The following is an 18,076-nucleotide window of genomic DNA, read 5'->3' as shown; positions in this document are numbered from 1 at the left end:
CTCTTCGTACCTTCACTTCTCTTTTCGGCTGCAATGAGCTTTACCGATATCCAAGACAAACTGGCCACTTTCTCTGCTCTTGAGCAGGTCTTCGACTATTTTGAAGTCGACTATGACCGCAAGTTTCTCGATGAATATCGTCTGCCACTTCTCAAGCGCTTTAATGGTTATCTGTTAATGCAAAAACCAGATGATTGGTTCGCTGCGAGGCGAGTTTTGCGTAACGCGTATTGCAAAATCCAGCGAGGTCGTCTCGATCCAGCAACACGCTCTGCATGCCGGGGATGTACGTCTTGTATTAGACGCTAACAAAAGCCGTAAACAGAAAAAGGCTCATAACCTAGTGGTTATGAGCCTTTATTTTATATCGTGTTTTGGATATTTAGCCGCTTCGCTTATTTGTCGTCAACGTTCACAAACATCATGGTTAGCGTGAAGGCCAGTGCAAATACACCGACAACGCCCAGTACTGCTTGAATGAAGTTCTGAGTACCGCTCGCCAAGTACGCTGGAAGGCTGAACACAGAAGACAGAATGTAGCTGGTTAGGTGAGTATCAATGGTCACTGAAATCGCACCTACGATACCTGCTGCTAGGCTCGCCATAAATAGAGCTTTTGTGTACTTAGTCAGTACGCCAAATAGCGCTGGCTCTGTGATACCAAGGATAGCGGTGATACCTGAACCTACTGTTACTGAAGATTGCTCCTTTGAAACGCGGCTGCGTTGTTTGTACCATACCGCCATGGTTGCACCAGCAATTGCTAGGTTACCTAGACACATAATTGGCATCAGCAAATCTTTTCCGTACAACGCAAAGTTGTTTAGGCTGATTGGTGTCATGCTGTGGTGGATACCAAACACAATCGTAATAGGACGAGTGATACCGAACACAAAACCAGTAAGCGTTGGTGAAATCTCTAGTAGTGAGCTCACAACCCAACCTGCGCCATTACTTAGCCACATACCTGCTGGAGCAACCAATGACAGTACAATGGTCGACGTCACTGTGAAGGCCAGTAGGGGGGTAAATACAGGCTTCGCAGAAGATGGCACAAAACGGTCAACGAACGGTGTCACTTTAGATAATACCCAAACCGCTAGGATTGCTGGCACGATAGCGCCGCCGTAGTTGAGCAGTTCGATAGGCACGAAGCCCAATACGGTAAGCTCAGGAGCGCTGCCCACTTCTTTTAACATTGCCGCTTTATCAACAAGCTTTGGAGCTAGCATCGCAGATGAAACCGCAAGAGCAATGTACTCGTTCACTTTAAATACTTTAGCGGCCGAGAAAGACACCAACATTGGAAGGAAGAAGAACACCGCGACTGAAATCGAGCGGAAGAAGAACACCGTGTCCGACGACTCTGAAATCACATTGGTTGCAATAAGGCCTGAAAGCAGACCCATCAACATACCTGCGCCAGCAATCGCTGGTACGACAGGACCAAAGATACCCGCGACGACTCGCATGGCATTTTGGAACAGTTTGCCTTTCTCTGCTTCTGAAATAGGCTCGTCAGTGGTCGTGCTTACGCCGGAAAGAGCGTTGTACCACTTCTCGACATCGACACCGATGACGATTTGAGTTTGACCTTGAGCAAGCACCACACCTTTGACACCTGGGATGGCTTCTAGTACGTCCTTGTTGGCTAGAGATTCATCGGCAAGCTTAAAGCGAAGGCGAGTCATACAGTGCGTGATGTTGATGATATTGTCATCCCCACCAAGCGCAGCGACAAGCGACTGCAGGTTGTCGTTGAAACGGCTTTGCTCGCTATTGGAATTAGTTTTTGAGTTCACGTCGTTTAGCGATTCAGTTAGTTGCATAGTAGGAGTTCCTATCTTCTACCGTTATTCGATGGAGCTATCATATCCAGCGATAAGATTTGTCCCAATCGAAAAAACAGAGAGATTCATCACATTAAATGCGTGAATTTACTAATTTTAAGCTATTTTTGGCGATTGGTTCGTTTTTCTTTAAAAAATCACATTGATAACGAACCAGTTAAAAATGACCATAAATTATCGCTTGAATTTCGCAATTTTTCGCTGTTAGATAGAATGAGATTTCATACTAAGAGCCCATATCGTGAAAGAAAACATCATTACTAATGTCCAGTGCATCATTACGAAACCGGACAGACATAATCTTATTACTGTTATTGTTGAAACCGAATCAGGCGTTACTGGTTATGGCTGTGCAACCTTTCAGCAGCGTCCGCTTGCTGTAAAAACTATGGTTGATGAATACATTAAACCTTTAGTTGTTGGTCGCAATGCAAATAATATTGAAGACCTATGGCAAATGATGATGGTAAATTCATATTGGCGCAATGGCCCAGTTATTAATAATGCCATCTCTGGTGTTGATATGGCACTGTGGGATATTAAAGCCAAGCTTGCAAATATGCCTCTGCATCAATTGTTTGGCGGTAAATCTCGCGATGCAATTCAGGTATATACTCACGCGACCAGTGACACAATGGAAGGTTTATACCAGCAAGTCGATGAATTTTTGGAGCAAGGCTACAAGCACATTCGCTGCCAGCTAGGTTTCTATGGTGGTGTTCCAGAAAACATGCACACCACAGAGCAGCCAACGGCTGGATCGTATTACGATCAAGACCAGTACATGGCGAACACCATCGACATGTTTAAAAAGCTTCGTGAGAAATATGGTAATCAATTCCACATTCTTCACGATGTGCATGAAAGACTGTTTCCAAATCAAGCATTGCAGTTTGCCAAGCAAGTTGAGCAGTACTATCCGTACTTTATCGAAGATATTCTGCCACCCAATCAAACTGAGTGGTTGACGAACCTGCGTAGCCAAACATCAGTGTCGCTAGCACTTGGTGAGCTGTTCAATAATCCAGAAGAGTGGAAGTCGGTGATCATTAATCGCCAGATTGACTTCATTCGTTGTCACGTGTCGCAAATTGGTGGCATTACACCAGCACTTAAGCTGGGTCACTTATGTGAAAGCTTTGGCGTGCGCATTGCGTGGCACTGTCCACCAGATATGACACCGATTGGCGCAGCGGTGAACACGCACCTGAATGTGCATCTGCATAATGCCGCTATTCAAGAGCACGTGCATTACAAAGAGAATACTCGCCGCGTATTCCCGAATGCAGCAGAGCCACGACAAGGTTTCTTGTATGCTAGCGAAAAGCCGGGTATCGGTGTGGAAATGGATGTTGAGGCAGCAGCGGACTTCCCGGTGGAGTATCGCGCTCATGAATGGACACAAAGCCGACTGCCGGACGGTTCAATTCATACGCCGTAGTAGAAGACGAAAAAGAAATAAATGAAAACGGCCGCTAACTTAGCGGTCGTTTTGATCTCGGTACTGCAAACTTTCGTTATTGAATTTGGTGTGATAAGTGCACTGGTAATTAATATCGATAATGTCGCTGACAATAAACGCTTCACCAGAGGTTAAAAATCCTCGGTTGGTAATATTCATTGCAGAGGTTGAACGCTTGCACTGTAATATTTTCGCATCTTCTGATGATACGCTAACCGCCTTGTAACTAGTCAGGTAGCTGTCTATTTCTAATCCAAGTGAAAGTGCTAACTTTTGCAGCGAACTTTCCACCAGGGTATCGTTCATCTTTGGGAATAAATGCACGGGTAAAATAGTCTCTTCAATTTGGGTGATTTTATCTTGCACTAGCCTTAAGCGTTTGATGTGCCAAAGATAATCATCTTCTCCGATAGAAAATACTTGCATCTCATGATGAGTGGGTACACGTTTATTGAGCTGAACTTTCTTATAAGAAATATGCTCAAAACTGTTTTCTGTGATGGAGTTATAAATTAATGGCGTGCCAATAATAGCAGTATTAACGTAATAACCGGATCCTGTTTTAGGCTTTACCACACCAATCGCTTCGAGTTTTGCTAGTGCCTTTCTAATTGAGAACCTCGACAACTGATACTTGTCGGCTAGCTCCCTTTCTGAAGGGAGTTTTTGGGTGATCACGCCTTGGCAGATTTTGCTGATTAGATCTTGAACCAGCTGTTCGTGCTTTTTCATTGAGGAGGGCAACAGTTGCAACAGATAAGGTTAATGATAGCGATGAAGGGGCTAAGTTGGCAAACGTATTCGGGGGATGAGATCGACGTTTTAGAACAAAGGCTGGATGCCAAGCGAGCAGTGCTCGCTCAGCACTAGAGATTTATTGGCATTGGTTAAGACTAACAGCAATAGGGTTCGCTTTTTCGTCAAATTTCACAGACCAAACGTATTTGCCAGTTGCTTCAATGGTTGACTTGGTATCTTTCCCGTAGCCACCCCATTTCAGTACTTTCGTTTCGCCAACGTTAAGGACTCGACCGTCTGCGGTGAACTGCGGTTTCCAGTCAGCTGCTGCATACTGCATTGAGTATTTACCTGGTTGCTCTTCGACTACGGCTTGGTATAGGCCATCGCCTTTGTGTTCAAATGCGCGAGCGTCGATGTGTTTCCAGCTTGCACCAGGAAAGGTGCCAACGACATAAAGCTTTTTACGTACAGGGCCTGCTTCCGAAACTGTCGGGTTGTCACAGGCAGCCATCATGGCTGTGTCAACACCTGCTGGAGCTGCAGCTACTGCCGCCGTTGTTGCGGTTGCCGTCTCATTCGCTGAAGAAGTCGCTGGATCTGACGCACAGCCAAACATAAGTGCACTCATCACTGCCATAGACAGAGCAGATTTTATTGATGTCATGGGTTGTCCTTTTTTATTTTTGGTTAGGGCATCACCAATTTAATGTGCGCAATATCTAAGCAGCTCATCCTTTTGATTGAAGAGAAGGGGATGAGACTCAAGGATGAGAGTAGTAGGTCACAAAGCGTGCAACTATCTACTGGTGGATTTTTATGGTTATCAGAATGATAGGTTGAAATTTGTTGATATTACTATATTTGTCGAGATTTTACTCCTTTGGAAGTGTTGTTGTTAGAGATAAAAACCATTCGTATCAGGTTGATAACAAGATCGGTTTTGGTGCATGTTAAGCAAAGGGGGGTTCTTGTTGGTCTCACAGCAATGATAAAGCAGGCTGGGTGAACAGAATGGCTCTTATTGCGTAGATAACAGAGCAAGTGACTGAAAAGGAGAACATCATGCGTCTACCAATTTTACTATTTGTGTTCGCTTTATCTTCGTTTGGAGCGTGGTCGGCGGGTTCCAGCTCTAGTTATAAGTCGTTGAACAAAGCCGAGCGCACTTACAATCAAGGCGTGGAACTTATGAAAGACAAACAATTTCTCGATGCTGAGAAAAAGTTTCGAGCTGCCCTCAAACGAGATAAAAACTGGGCGCAAGCACACAACAACCTCGCTTATACCCTACGTAAACAGGGGGCAGATCATTACAACACTGCGCTATTTCATTACAACAAAGCGATTTCTATCGCACCGTCGCTCCCTGAGCCATACATGTACCGAGGTGTACTTCATGTGCAAATGGGGAATCCATCACTTGCCAATGACGATCTTGCTAAGCTGCGTGCACTCAAATCGCAACTGGCTGATGAACTTGAGTTTGTGATTGAAAACGGCGAAGAGAAAGCGCCAGAGCAGTTTTTTGGCGTCTTTGAGAAAGTGAAAGGGTAGTGCTTGAGCTGAGTTAATGGTCTTAATCCATATATTGAAGCACCAACGTAGTCGAAGGCGCATGCTGGAACTTGGGGTGGTGAAGCGGTTGGTGAATTTCGCACTATGTGCGTTAAATTCGCCAGCTCACAAACCAGCTCTAAGAATAGTTTTTTCAAGGTGTTGATTTTTATAAAGTTAAAAGTTGGCACCACATGTGCAACAGGGAATGGGCAAGTAAGGTAGTCTGCACATTTACCAATAACCAATCCCAAAGGGGCATATTATGAAAAGCTTACTCGTATCTACTCTTGGTGTAATCGCTATCACGTCTTCGGCTTTTTCCGTCGCTAACACGCTTGATAAACAGGAATGGAGCGAGGATTTGCATCATGATATGACGGCAATGAAGCATGAGGCAGTCGCCGATATTTCACAACTGAATCTGACAGAGATAGAAGCGCGCGACGAACGAATTGTAAAGCGCATCAAAGCTGAGCAATCTCAGCTGGTCAATAGTCATTGCCAAGGTGACGATGCCCCAAAGTCGTAATTGTGCCTTACTCGACGTTACCTAAGAATGTCTAACAAGCCAAAAGGTCTTAAGTAATGATCGTCTTATCGATGTTGTAGCTATCGCAGTGATTGAATGAGGCAAAGGAAGACAGCTCGTTTGCTAGGGCATGTTTGAACTCTTCATGTCGCGATACTTGTGGCTCGATATAGAGTTTGGACACTTGAAGATGAGCACGATTTCGATGAGCCTTGCAATCCACTCGAGCGACTAATCGACCGTCCCATAAAATCGGCAGCACAAAATAGCCAAACTGTCTTTTGGCTGCCGGAACGTAACATTCGAGCAAGTAATCGAAGTTAAAAAACTTCCGCAGTCTATCGCGCTGGATGATAAAGCTATCGAAGGGTGAAAGCAGCTTCGCTTGACGACGGTTTAATCGCTTGTCGAGCAGTTCAAGGGATTCGGGAAGCACAAAATAGGCTTCACCGTTGACGGTCACTTGCTCGATTTTGCCCATCTCTTCTAGCTCTAGCAGCGCTTTTTTTACTAACGGTTTGCTCCCTTTTCGTAAATAACTCATCTCCAATATGGTGGCGATACCATGGGTTTTAAGTGTGTTTAATACCAAAAATTGAGCGTATTCATCATCGGTGGGCATCCGTGTATCTACCCCATTTACGAGGACTCTCTCGGTCAAATCATACACTTTGTGAAACTTTCGACGCTCGGTGATCATCAGATCACCTTGCATGTACAGTGTTTCCAGAGCTTGCTTTGTGGGTTTACTTTCCCAGCCTTGCTTCTTGATGGTATTGACGTTAACCGCATTTTGAGCAAAGTCTTTAGCCATCAAAGGGCCATCAATGGTGATTTTACTCAGTACTTCTGCCATCAGCTTGGGATTCTTCTTAAACCAATGGTTTTGCTTACCCGACTTGAGCGCATGTTTTTGAGGTAAAGAGAAGCGATAGTTTTGCATATCGAGGTATGAAGCCGCGTGAGACCAATATTCATAAGCCACTTTATCTCGCACCATGCGATCAAGATGATCGGGTGAATAGCGGTGGTTTCGACTCCAAAGTGTATGGTGATGGGCACGCTGCACCACCGAAATAGTATCAATCTGAACATACCCCAAGCCTCTCATCGCTTGCACTGACTGCTGATAGGCTGTTCCAGAAACCGGCTGAGAAGGAAGGCCTTGTGACAGCAGCGCTAATTTTTGAGCTTGATCGAGAGACAAAGACTGCATGAACACCTCATTTATGACTGGTTGAACACGGGACGCTTTTTGTTGCTGAAGTAAAAGAACACGCTGAGCCCGATAAACAACGCGGTAAAGTAATAGAAAAACGATGACAGTGACGCTAAAAAGTCGAGGTGTTGCGCGATTTCTTGATCGCTATAACGTTGAGAAACCATCTTGTAGTAGTACGCATAGAGCATACCAATCATGCCGTATCCAAGGTTGAACATTAAGCCTTTGAAGCTGAGTACGGTGGCTCTGTTGTGTGATTCGGTCTTTCTATTGAGATGATAGCTAATGAAGATATTTACCGTCATGGTAATGAACACCAATAACAGAGCGGGAATCACGCCATAGATTGGCCAGCCACGACTTATCCAGAAATAGGTTGCCATGGCGGCAAGCCCCATTAGCGTAATGAAGGACTTAGGTTCCATGCGCTCGGCCAGTCTGCGACTTTGTCCAGCCAATAAGATTTGGAATAGGCTAATGCCAGCGCCAATAAAACCGATATAGATGATCGGGATCTCAATGGCGCGGTAGTATTGACTGTTCATGGTCAAAAACATGCGTGAGGTGTGCTCAAATAAGCTGTAATAGAGCAAGATGAACATCACGTAAGGTGTTGATATTACCCATTTAGCCGTATCCATTGTTAGCCTTAGGCTAGCCATCGTCGATGCGACTTTTCCATCGGCATGTGGCGCGACTTTACGCTCTTCCTGCATGCTAGTGGCGGCATAGATGGCAACGAGCGCAACGAGTAAGGTAGCGTAGACTGGAATACGCATGATGTCTTGGGTGCTTTCTGGTCTTGCGAGACCAAACCATTCAGCGATACTACCCATCACGTTCACATCGTACATAGCAGCGCCAACTAAGGTGACAACGATGCCAACACTGGATGCGATGCGCAGCTGTATCTGCAGAACCTGCGGCCAAATTTCTTCCTTGCCCTGTTCTTTTAGCGTGTCGTAGGCGAGCGCTTCATCGGCGCCGCTGGCTAGCGACATAGCTAACCCACTTAACACCCGATTGACCAAAAATACCGCGAAGACCAAGTTAGCGTTCCCGGTGGGAACAAAGGCAATCATGGCGATCTCTACAAACATGACGATCGATGACAGCACCACGAGTTTTTTGCGACCCAAAGTATCTGCGAACGCGCCAGAAGGAACTTCAGAAATGACGATGGTCGCTGCCCAAACCACATTAAGCATGGCAAATTGAGAGAGGGTTAGGCCGTAGTCCAGATAAAGTAGAGTAAAAACCGGGTAGTAGAAGCGTGCAAAATAGCTGCTGCGAAACATCAAAAAGTAACGTACGTTTTTTATCTGAAGTATTTCTTTGACTGTCATTGAGTCTTCCGCTGTGAAGTTGGTATCTGAATGCGATATGGGTATAGGTATAGCCTGTTTTGGATGAGGATTAAAGTTTCTGCCTTTAAAATCAGTTAATTGCCTAATTTAATCTATAAAACGTGTCAGATAATCCGCTAGACTTCATTGCTTTAGTTGATAAAATAGACAACCTAAATTCAACCGAAAAGATAAGGAGGTAACCCATGAACCAGTGTGCATTATATTTTGCATACGTTTTTGCTTTTCAAGCTCGCTCAAGTTTTACCAGTATCGTGCTGCGATAACTGAGCTTGAGCGAAGACGCAATTTATACAGACTAACGAGAATCTCTTCTCTCTAGCTTACAGAGTTATTGTCAGCCCATTTTGACAACAGGTGCTTTGCGCCTTGAAAAACTTGAGTAAGCCATGAATACATTACTATCTGCACAATCCATTCATTTTCATACATCTTCAACACCGCTGTTTGAAGCAATCTCTTTCACCCTAAAGCAAGGTGATCGTATTGGCCTTGTCGGCCACAACGGTTGCGGAAAAAGTACCTTACTTCAACTGCTTTGTGGAAACAAAGAACCGCGTTCAGGGGAAATTACGCTAGCGAATCATTGCCTCATGGAACAGGTAGAGCAGCATCTCCCACATGAGCTCGAGCACGTTACCATGCTTGATGCTGTCGTTGCCAAACTACCAAAGGATGATCGCCAACAAGAGCTGTGGCGCGCGGAACTTATTTTGTCCGATATGGGTTTTACGGCAGCGCAATGGACGCTAACGGCGGGCACATTGAGCGGCGGTCAACATACTCGCTTGCTGTTAGCAAGAGCACTCATTAATAAGCCGGACTTGTTGCTTCTTGATGAGCCGAGTAACCACTTGGATTTGCCAACACTGCTTTGGCTTGAGCGGTTCTTAATTAACTGGAAGGGCAGTTTTGTCCTTGTGTCTCACGATAAGCGCCTGCTGGATAAGGTTACGAACTGCACCTGGATTTTAAGAGACAAATCTCTACATTACTTTCAACTGCCGTGTTCCGCTGCGCTGGTGGAACTCGCAGCCGACGATGAAACGGCCAAGCTGCGAAATCAGGCAGAGCAAAAGGAAATCGATCGGATCGAGAAAAGTGCTAAACGACTGTCAGTTTGGGGGCGGGTTTACGACAATGAAGATCTTGCCAGAAAAGCCAAACATATGGAAAAGCGAGCTGAAAAGCTCAAAGATGCGCAAACGGAACTAACAGAAGGAACGGCTTGGAGGTTAACACTTAACGGAGAAGCGATGAAAGCGAATCGCTTACTTGGTCTCTCAAATTTGGCGGTTAGACCGGCGAATGACGCACAGACTTTGTTTTCCGTGGACGAGCAAAGTGTCAAAAGTGGCGATCGTATTGCCGTTATTGGCTGCAACGGTAGCGGTAAATCTTCGATGCTCAAGATGCTTTGGCAAACATACTCGCAAGCTATGAGTCTTTCTGACAGTGTTAAGTTTCACTCTCGCTGTCGATTAGGCTTTTATGATCAGAGCCTTAAACAGCTAAGTGACAACGAGACTTTAATCGACGCACTTGATGTGTTTACCGATGAGAATGAAGAGCGGCGAAAAATGGCACTGATTAGTGCGGGCTTTGCATACAACCGTCATTCTCAACGTGTAAACGAGCTCAGTGGAGGAGAGCGCTCCCGACTCTTGATGCTTGGTTTATCGCTGGCAAATTACCACCTCCTAATGCTTGATGAGCCGACCAACCACTTGGACTTGGATGGTAAAGAGGAGTTGGCCTCAACGCTTGGAACATTCGATGGTGCAGTACTTTTGGTGACCCATGACAGGGAACTGATTGAAAAAAGCTGTAATCGCTATTGGTTGATTAAAGACGGGGCGTTGACACAGTGGCATGACTTACAGAGGTTGTATGACGAGATTGACAGTGGTGAAACAGAGAGTACCAGTGACAAGCCAACTCAATTGAGTTCTTCAGATTCTAGTACTCTTTGTGCAGCTTCAAAAATCATCGATGAAGATTGGTTGCTAGATAAACTATTTCAGCTCGAAAGCTTGTTAGAGGCCGATGTACAACGTAAGCCAAAACATCAGAAACCAGCGTTACAGCAGCAATGGCGAGATGAAATTGAACAAATTACGTTGAGACTGCATTTGTAGCATCGTCTGCTCTTAATTAGGATCGATAAGCTAGAGTCCTAACCAAGGTGCATCAGGTGAAAGCCTTGATGCACTTTTTGTATGTCGAGGAGCCTGAAATAAGCGGATGAAAATAACTATGTGTAACCCCCATTCATGTTTGGCTCGTTTGTGGTTTAATAGCGTCTCTTAGTCACGCTTTTAACAGCAGTAGGTAGATATGAAAGCAGTAACTATTTTAGATGGTGGTATGGGGCGAGAGCTAGAGCGTATCGGTGCGCCGTTTTCTCAGCCTTTGTGGAGTGCCCAAGCGCTGATTGAGTCGCCACAATTGGTTAAACAGGCGCATCATGCTTTTATCGATGCGGGCTCCGAGATCATTACAGTGAATAGCTACGCTTGCGTGCCGTTTCACCTTGGCGATGAGGGATACGCTCAGCAAGGTGCAGCGCTTGCCAATAAAGCCGCAAAACTGGCTCGTGAAGCGGTTTCTGAATCGACGCACAACGTGCTTGTTGCAGGATCGCTGCCGCCGGTATTTGGCTCCTATCGACCAGAGCTGTTTCAATATGAGCGAGCGAAAGCGATCACTTCCGAGCTGATGCAAGCGCAAGATGAGTATGTTGATTTGTGGCTAGCTGAAACCGTTGCCAGTGTTGCAGAAGCGAAAATGTATCTAGAGCTGTTTAACGCAACTCAAAAAAACGCCTACCTTTGCTTTACCTTACAAGATGAATTAGACCAGCCTGCATTGCTTCGTTCCGGAGAAACAGTGGAAGAGGCCGTCGAGCAATTATTAGAGGCTGGTGGGAAAGGGCTATTCTTCAACTGCTCTATCCCAGAAGTGATTGCCCAGGCGATTGAAGTCGTGAATAGCGTCACCAAGCGTAACAACAAGAGCTTGGAAATTGGCGTGTTTGCCAACAGTTTTACGCCGATTAAATCGGGACATCAAGCCAACGAAGCGATTCAAACGGTTCGTCACTTTTCTCCAGAAGAGTATCTCGATTTTGCCAAACATTGGCATGAATTAGGCGCGACTATTATTGGTGGTTGCTGCGGTATTGAACCGAGACATATTGCGCTGTTATCCACTTGGAAGCAGGAAAGCTAGGCGAGGTTAGAGTGAAACAGGCACTTGCCAAATTACGCTTCTAGCTGCTTTACCCTATGCGATGTGGTGCTGTTGCCATTGCACCACTTTTGCAGCATGTCGACGAGCTTGGCTTTATCCGCTGGCTTATGGATATAGTCATCCATAAGCGTCGCAATGGACTGGCGAGCATCCGGTCCGCATTCGCCTGATAGTGACACAATCGGCGTTGATGCAGTGAATTTTCGAATCTCTTTGCATGCTTCAAAGCCATTCATGTTGGGCATGCGGATATCCATGAAAATGAGGTCGAACTTTGTCTTTTTCGCCTTTTCAATGGCTTCAATGCCGGAGGCCGCTTGCTCCACTTTTACCCCCTCTGTCACTAGATAACTTTGTACCAGTAGACGATTAACATGGGTATCGTCGACAACCAATACTTTCTTACCCATGAGGGATTCTTTTTTCTTCAACGCGCCAGCTTGTTCGGCTTTAACGAAAGTGCTCCAAAAGCTGTACTTACTGAATGTCAGCAATGTTGCTTGAAATGCATCAACATAGCTCAATTCTTCTTCCGTACGAGTGGTACAGAAAAGTGTCGGGATAGTGCCTTGCTGATTGGCGTCATGGATGGCATTTGCAGTTTCACTGGCCGCTGAAGGCTCGAGGTCGGCAACCAGCACAAAATCAACATCAGTATCGGCCAAGTAGCCCAGTGCTTGTTGCTGCGCAGAAACATAATGAACCGAAAGTGCAAACTCGTCATCGAGACATTGTCGTAGCCATGCCTGTGAGGTGTGCGGGGCGATCACCAACGCCTTTTTGTTTGTTAAGATGGATTTTAGCTGAGTATGCAGTCTGGCTTCGTATGCGGATTCATCGATGACAGGAAAAGTAAGCTCAAACGTTGTGAATTTGCCTAGCTGCGACCGACATTGGATATCACCACCAAACGCTGCCATGACGCGTTTACAATACGAAAGTCCAAGTCCGGTGCCGGTTCCTTTGCCTTGCGTAAACAAGTCATCGAAGATTTGATCGAGGTGGGCCTCCGCGATGCCCGGGCCAAAATCGGTAAATGACAACGTATTGATGTTCTCTCGTCGCTGAAAACCGATGTCTATTTTACTGTGTGAATATTGCTCAAAGTAATAAGTGGCATTTTTAAGTAGGTTGTAAATAACAAAGCTGAATAGGGTATCGTCACCCCAGAATGCGAAGTCTTCAATATTCACATTGACCCGTTGACGATCCTCAGGTTTGTTAAAGCTGAAGTCATTGATCGCAGCCAACGTTAACTCGCCAGCAGAATGGGATGAGAAGCGATCGGTTTTGAGCGATTCACCTCTTAACTCCGACAACATAGCATCGATAAATCGGGTGCCAGATTGAACGGCACGCTTACTCTCATGCAACGCTTGGTGCAGTTGTTTGATTTCTTCTGAGTTGTGGTTGCCTAAATCTGTGGGATCATTACCCAAGACTTTGGTGTCAATTTGCTCGAATTGATATTTGAGCTTGCTAAACGGATTACGTATTTCATGGGCAATGGAGCCCGCCAGAATTTGGCTTTTTCGCACTTTATCTTCAGCGATGATCCAACGACTGGCCTCTCTAAACAGTAAGAGCAACCCAACCACTTGATCCGCGGTGATTAGCGGATGCTGCTCTGACTGGTTGGCAAGGTATAGGTGGGATATTCGCTTTCTATTATCAAAAATAGGCACGATAAGTGATATCTTGTTGGCGACCATATAGTCGATGATATCGCCCATGCTCTCTTTAGCGTCAATATGATGATTGAGGATATAGATAAGCTCATCTTTCACGAGAATGCGCTCGCCTTTTTGCAGAAATTCCAATACCTGAGCATCTTTCTCGGCGATGGTTTGGCGCACATAACCGTTCGAGACACCTAATATGTGGTTGAGTCGCTCTATCGCTTCAGTACATGAAAATCGAAACTCTGATTCAAGACTGCAGATCTGATCGATGCTGTTACCAGCGCTTCCGTACAACAAACGATTGAAGAACCAATAGACCTTTTTGAGAGATTTTTGATAGAAGAGGCCAGTAAAGACAACCCACCCAAGTAAAGTAATGTTTTGATAGCTACCGGTGGATGCGAGAAACACGGCGGGAATGATGAACAGAGCGATATTGGTCAGTGAGCTGATGCCTACTAGAGCAATATACCGCCCGCTGTAAAAGCGGTTAAATAGCAGAGCATAGCCGATTATCATCAGCTCAAGCACCGATAGCGTGGGCGCTACCCATACCAGTGAAAAGTCATTTAAGAAATAAGGAATGACGATCATCACAACCAAGGTGGATGCCATAAAGATAATCACACCAGCCATCATATAGCCGGACTTGAGCTGTGTTAGCCTGAGATCACTTTTCCATGCGCGAACAAAGTTGAGAAAGGTTAGTGCGATGATAAACGGAGCGGTGAGGAAAAATATTTTGTTGTACTCACCAAAGAGAATTAGGAATTTACCAGATGAATACACTTCAACATCGATGACCGTCATGTCAGGAACTAAGTTAACGATCAGAGAATGAACTGATAATCCTATTAATATAATGGATTGTAATCTAGAGATATTTCTATTTTTAGCTTTAGAGATAAGCTTACAAGAAAACCAATATGCCGACAAAATAGCAAGAGCACAGAAAATATTTGCCCCTATAGCCATTGCTAGGGCGACATCAGGATCATAATAAGTGATTAAATCCGATTGGAAATAAGCATTGGTATAAATCCAACATGCGATGAAAAATGCATAAAGACAGTAAGGAAGGTAGATCGATTGATCTACCTTAAACTGGTTCTTCACCATCTTGTATGACATGTAAATCGCCCAGACCAATACACCAGTACCGATCATAAACATGATAAGTCCTGGTGTATCAGAGCAAGCTAATTTTAGAATTTCAGGCATGATGCAAAATGAGTCGTGCTCTTCTTCCTTGCTGACAACACTTGCTTATAGTACTGCTTATAATTGCATTCTCCAATAGCTTTAACCATTGGATCGCTCAAAATTAATCCTTTATATGTGTAAGGTTTTGTCGGGGTTATTTGCTGATACGTCATTGGAACGTAACAATCTGGATCATCACTATATAAGTTGACTGATTGAAAGAAGTACAACAGAGCAGGCTGTTCCGTGATGACATACACACCTTTCATGCCTACCTGTTTCATGAACAGAGCGATGTGTTTAATAGATAGGTATAGAATTGTATTCAAACGACTTGTGGAACCACTTACAGCCATCCTAATTAGCTCACAGCAATCATCACCAAGTGCCAAGCTTTGTGAAAACGACTGATCGAGATGTTGCGGTGTTGAAAGCTTGAGGCGGTTGGATAAAGAGCCATCAAACATTCCAGAAGCCTCTAACGTTCTGATATTTCTATCATTCAATGAGACCTTCCAACTATCCGATTGGAAAAATGGTGCAAACGCTAACCAATCGTCTTTTTTGTTCCAGCGCTGGATCTTCGCAGACGAAAGTAAGGTCTTTCTGCCATGCTCATCGCATTGATAAAGGATAAAATGTTCACCTTGAGCGGATAAATCCAGTTCGAATAGCATTTCATACCAGTGCTGTTGCTTCACGAAAGTTTCTAAGTTCATCAGTGCATTGGCGTTGGGGAGCCTTAGAGGTTGATCGGAGAAGTACGTCAGAAATTTCCTGCAATCTGCTTCGATGTTCTGCACAAGCTCAGCGTGAAATCCATTTTCCAATTCAACCTTGGCCAAGATTTTCAATTCTTCACTAGGTAATTCTTCACAAGGTATAGTTTCCTTAATCCTAGGCATAGCTTTCTCAACTGCGTCAGCGTCTAGCATGAGTACGAAGCGTTGATACTCGGCCCAAAAGGGCAACAGCCCTCCAAACAGTGACTGGGACTGCTGCTCTATATAACGATAGAAATTTGGCACACCAAATAGCTCAGTGTTATTTATCAAAATTGCCATGCTTTCAGATTGATACTGGCTATCTAAATTACCACTAGAACAAGAAGATAGCTGAGAATTTACAATCTGCTCGCTTCTCTTATTGATAATGCACTCAAATATTTCCCGATCACCAGTAGTCTCAATATAATTGTGGACTTCAAGTAATAAGGCGTCCTTATTATCGATAGTGGATGTTAAGTGATCGTACTGTGTATCAATGATATAAAAATCAGACATGTTACTTCCTCTTTTGTGATTAACAGAGGAAAGTGTATGAAATTGGTGGGAAGTCTATTGAGAGGATGGTTTTTAATATGGCTATTGGAAGAGGTTTTTTTGCTGGTAATTATGATGGGCAATACATATTGTTGTGGTGTTGGAGTAATTTGTGATTTAAAAAGGTGAGCTAGCACTGATGAAAAAAGCGAACCATTGGCGGTTCGCTTAATTAACTATCTGATGTGTATTGATTAAATCTCAATCACAAGCGCTTGATACGGTTTGAGCTCTATATTGTGAATCGAGCTCAGTGAACCAGGGTAATTGTTGATCACTATTTGCTTCACACTGTATGGGTAGGTTCTCTGAACGGTTTGAGAGCTGAAGTTCGCGATAGTGAGTAGCGATTTGCCATCGATTGAGCGAATGTAGGCGTACACTTCACTATCTTGAGGGTCGAGCAAAGTGTGGTCGCCGTACACAATCACTTTGCCAAACTCGTCACTTTTACGCAGGGCGATCAGTTGGCGGTAATGATGATATATCGACGATTCATCGTTTATGGCTTGCTCAGCATTGATATCGGCGTAGTTCTCGTTCACGGGCAGCCAAGGTGTACCGGTGGTGAAGCCAGCATGCTCGCTGTTATCCCATTGAACGGGTACTCGAGCATGGTCGCGAGAAAAATCGTTCAGAAAGGCGATAGCGTCCTCATCGGAGATGCCGCGCTGCAACATTTTTTGGTAATGGAATTTCGCCATTAAGTCGTTAAACTCTTCAATGTTGTTGAAGTGTTTGTTTGTCATTCCGATCTCTTCACCCTGATAGATATACGGAGTACCACTCATCATATGTAGAACGGTGCCGAGCATTTTGGCACTGATCACTCGGTATTCAGACGAGTCTGAACCATAGCGAGACACGGTTCTAGGCTGGTCGTGATTGCTCCAGTAGAGGCTATTCCAACCTTTCTGATACAAGTCTTCTTGCCAGCGAGACATGATCTCTTTGTACTGAACCAAATCAAAGTCTTTCTTAACCGCGTTATGCTCTTCACGATCAATGCTCACGTGTTCGAACTGAAAGATCATGCTGATTTCATTACGAGCGGGATGTGAATAGTAGCGGCCATCAAGTGTGGTGGTAAATGGCGTTTCACCAACGGTTAGCACGTCGTAGTGTTTCAATACCTTCTCATGCATTTCTCTAAGGTATTGGTGAGCCAATAGGTTGTTTGACCAATGCTCCCAACCGGCAACACCGGAGTCAAAAATAGTGGCATCTGGAAAATCAGATGGCTTGCCAATCATGTTGATGACGTCCATTCGAAAGCCACCCAAGCCCTTTTTAAGCCAGAAGTGCATCATGTCGTAGATAGCTTCTCTGACCTCTGGGTTTGCCCAGTTTAAGTCTGGCTGTTTGTTACTAAACAGGTGCAGGTAATATTGACCCGTTGCTTCATCCAGAGTCCATGCTTTAGGTTTGAAGAAGGACTCCCAATTGTTGGGCTCACTGCCATCCTCTTTAGGATCTTTCCAGATGTACCAATCGCGTTTTGGATTGTCTTTGCTGCTTTTGGATTCAATGAACCAAGGGTGTTCATCAGAGGTGTGATTGACGACTAAATCCATGACAATCTTAATGCCTCGTCTATCAGCTTCTTTTAAAAGCGCTTCCATATCGGCCATGGTTCCAAACTCTGGGGCGATCTCTCGATAACCAGAAATGTCGTAGCCGTTGTCATCCATGGGCGATTTGTAAACAGGACTCAGCCAAATCACATTGGCGCCTAGTCCTTGGATATAATCTAGCTTTTCGATTATGCCAGGAATATCTCCGATACCGTCACCATTGGCGTCATTGAAACTTCTCGGATAAATTTGATAAACCACGGCGTCATGCCACCAACGTTGCTCCAGTTGTTCCGTACTCATGGAAGTGTTCTC

General features: G+C 44.8%; 14 protein-coding genes. 6 read left to right on the top strand and 8 right to left on the bottom strand.

What is annotated here, in order from left to right; genetic code table 11:
- Positions 1-33 precede the first annotated feature (33 nt).
- The gene (locus ACVA6Q_RS06450; protein ID WP_353499020.1) at positions 34-309 is read left to right on the top strand and encodes a nitrogenase-stabilizing/protective protein NifW; all 276 of its coding nucleotides are present in this window, start codon (positions 34-36) and stop codon (positions 307-309) included.
- Between the two features lie 86 nt (positions 310-395).
- Here ACVA6Q_RS06450 and ACVA6Q_RS06445 read toward each other — a convergent pair whose 3' ends face one another.
- Positions 396-1,829, bottom strand: a complete 1,434-nt coding sequence (locus ACVA6Q_RS06445; protein WP_446646931.1) for a PTS transporter subunit EIIC — start codon at positions 1,827-1,829, stop codon at positions 396-398.
- 262 nt (positions 1,830-2,091) lie between these two features.
- On the opposite strand from ACVA6Q_RS06445, the gene ACVA6Q_RS06440 reads away from it, so the two are divergent.
- Positions 2,092-3,291: an enolase C-terminal domain-like protein gene (locus ACVA6Q_RS06440; protein ID WP_446646930.1), complete on the top strand. Its 1,200-nt coding sequence runs from the start codon at positions 2,092-2,094 to the stop codon at positions 3,289-3,291.
- A 39-nt stretch (positions 3,292-3,330) separates the two neighbouring features.
- Here ACVA6Q_RS06440 and ACVA6Q_RS06435 read toward each other — a convergent pair whose 3' ends face one another.
- Both ACVA6Q_RS06435 and ACVA6Q_RS06430 read right to left on the bottom strand, forming a co-directional pair.
- Entirely contained in the window at positions 3,331-4,044 is a 714-nt protein-coding gene (locus tag ACVA6Q_RS06435; RefSeq protein WP_446646929.1) for a GntR family transcriptional regulator, read from the bottom strand.
- A 142-nt stretch (positions 4,045-4,186) separates the two neighbouring features.
- The gene (locus tag ACVA6Q_RS06430; RefSeq protein ID WP_353499024.1) at positions 4,187-4,717 is read right to left on the bottom strand and encodes a glycosidase; all 531 of its coding nucleotides are present in this window, start codon (positions 4,715-4,717) and stop codon (positions 4,187-4,189) included.
- A 398-nt stretch (positions 4,718-5,115) separates the two neighbouring features.
- Here ACVA6Q_RS06430 and ACVA6Q_RS06425 point away from each other — a divergent pair, with 398 nt between their 5' ends.
- Both ACVA6Q_RS06425 and ACVA6Q_RS06420 read left to right on the top strand, forming a co-directional pair.
- A complete protein-coding gene (locus ACVA6Q_RS06425) occupies positions 5,116-5,607 on the top strand; it encodes a tetratricopeptide repeat protein (RefSeq protein ID WP_446646928.1) in 492 nt (163 codons plus the stop codon).
- Between the two features lie 265 nt (positions 5,608-5,872).
- Complete coding sequence (locus ACVA6Q_RS06420; RefSeq protein WP_446646927.1) at positions 5,873-6,139, top strand: hypothetical protein; 267 nt, start codon at positions 5,873-5,875, stop codon at positions 6,137-6,139.
- A gap of 49 nt (positions 6,140-6,188) precedes the next feature.
- Here ACVA6Q_RS06420 and ACVA6Q_RS06415 read toward each other — a convergent pair whose 3' ends face one another.
- Together ACVA6Q_RS06415 and ACVA6Q_RS06410 are read right to left on the bottom strand one after the other, a co-directional pair.
- A complete protein-coding gene (locus tag ACVA6Q_RS06415) occupies positions 6,189-7,355 on the bottom strand; it encodes a winged helix-turn-helix domain-containing protein (RefSeq protein WP_446646926.1) in 1,167 nt (388 codons plus the stop codon).
- 11 nt (positions 7,356-7,366) lie between these two features.
- A complete protein-coding gene (locus ACVA6Q_RS06410; protein ID WP_446646925.1) occupies positions 7,367-8,707 on the bottom strand; it encodes an MFS transporter in 1,341 nt (446 codons plus the stop codon).
- A 410-nt stretch (positions 8,708-9,117) separates the two neighbouring features.
- Between ACVA6Q_RS06410 and ACVA6Q_RS06405 the strand changes: the two genes are divergently transcribed.
- Both ACVA6Q_RS06405 and ACVA6Q_RS06400 read left to right on the top strand, forming a co-directional pair.
- Positions 9,118-10,866 carry an ABC-F family ATP-binding cassette domain-containing protein gene (locus tag ACVA6Q_RS06405; protein ID WP_446646924.1) on the top strand — a complete coding sequence of 583 codons (1,749 nt, stop codon included), beginning with the start codon at positions 9,118-9,120 and terminating at the stop codon, positions 10,864-10,866.
- A gap of 199 nt (positions 10,867-11,065) precedes the next feature.
- Positions 11,066-11,959 (top strand): homocysteine S-methyltransferase family protein, encoded by an 894-nt coding sequence (locus ACVA6Q_RS06400; RefSeq protein ID WP_446646923.1) that lies wholly within the window; start codon positions 11,066-11,068, stop codon positions 11,957-11,959.
- Between the two features lie 32 nt (positions 11,960-11,991).
- Here ACVA6Q_RS06400 and ACVA6Q_RS06395 read toward each other — a convergent pair whose 3' ends face one another.
- The 3 genes from ACVA6Q_RS06395 to ACVA6Q_RS06385 all read right to left on the bottom strand — a co-directional run bounded on the left by ACVA6Q_RS06395 (position 11,992) and on the right by ACVA6Q_RS06385 (position 18,064).
- Positions 11,992-14,835: a response regulator gene (locus tag ACVA6Q_RS06395; RefSeq protein ID WP_446646922.1), complete on the bottom strand. Its 2,844-nt coding sequence runs from the start codon at positions 14,833-14,835 to the stop codon at positions 11,992-11,994.
- 32 nt (positions 14,836-14,867) lie between these two features.
- Positions 14,868-16,148, bottom strand: a complete 1,281-nt coding sequence (locus tag ACVA6Q_RS06390) for an acyl-homoserine-lactone synthase (protein WP_446646921.1) — start codon at positions 16,146-16,148, stop codon at positions 14,868-14,870.
- 233 nt (positions 16,149-16,381) lie between these two features.
- The gene (locus ACVA6Q_RS06385) at positions 16,382-18,064 is read right to left on the bottom strand and encodes a glycoside hydrolase family 13 protein (protein WP_446646920.1); all 1,683 of its coding nucleotides are present in this window, start codon (positions 18,062-18,064) and stop codon (positions 16,382-16,384) included.
- Positions 18,065-18,076 lie beyond the last annotated feature (12 nt).

The sequence above is a fragment of the Vibrio sp. DNB22_10_4 genome (assembly GCF_052879755.1).
This window is presented reverse-complemented; position numbering and strand designations above follow the sequence as displayed.

Excerpts from the sequence above, each read along its gene's own strand:
- ACVA6Q_RS06385 (WP_446646920.1), bottom strand. The coding sequence starts at position 18,064 with ATGAGTACGGAACAACTGGAGCAACGTTGGTGGCATGACGCCGTGGTT.
- ACVA6Q_RS06405 (WP_446646924.1), top strand. The coding sequence starts at position 9,118 with ATGAATACATTACTATCTGCACAATCCATTCATTTTCATACATCTTCA.
- ACVA6Q_RS06410 (WP_446646925.1), bottom strand. The coding sequence starts at position 8,707 with ATGACAGTCAAAGAAATACTTCAGATAAAAAACGTACGTTACTTTTTG.
- ACVA6Q_RS06450 (WP_353499020.1), top strand. The coding sequence starts at position 34 with ATGAGCTTTACCGATATCCAAGACAAACTGGCCACTTTCTCTGCTCTT.
- ACVA6Q_RS06445 (WP_446646931.1), bottom strand. The coding sequence starts at position 1,829 with ATGCAACTAACTGAATCGCTAAACGACGTGAACTCAAAAACTAATTCC.
- ACVA6Q_RS06400 (WP_446646923.1), top strand. The coding sequence starts at position 11,066 with ATGAAAGCAGTAACTATTTTAGATGGTGGTATGGGGCGAGAGCTAGAG.
- ACVA6Q_RS06430 (WP_353499024.1), bottom strand. The coding sequence starts at position 4,717 with ATGACATCAATAAAATCTGCTCTGTCTATGGCAGTGATGAGTGCACTT.
- ACVA6Q_RS06390 (WP_446646921.1), bottom strand. The coding sequence starts at position 16,148 with ATGTCTGATTTTTATATCATTGATACACAGTACGATCACTTAACATCC.
- ACVA6Q_RS06425 (WP_446646928.1), top strand. The coding sequence starts at position 5,116 with ATGCGTCTACCAATTTTACTATTTGTGTTCGCTTTATCTTCGTTTGGA.
- ACVA6Q_RS06420 (WP_446646927.1), top strand. The coding sequence starts at position 5,873 with ATGAAAAGCTTACTCGTATCTACTCTTGGTGTAATCGCTATCACGTCT.
- ACVA6Q_RS06415 (WP_446646926.1), bottom strand. The coding sequence starts at position 7,355 with ATGCAGTCTTTGTCTCTCGATCAAGCTCAAAAATTAGCGCTGCTGTCA.
- ACVA6Q_RS06395 (WP_446646922.1), bottom strand. The coding sequence starts at position 14,835 with ATGTTTATGATCGGTACTGGTGTATTGGTCTGGGCGATTTACATGTCA.
- ACVA6Q_RS06435 (WP_446646929.1), bottom strand. The coding sequence starts at position 4,044 with ATGAAAAAGCACGAACAGCTGGTTCAAGATCTAATCAGCAAAATCTGC.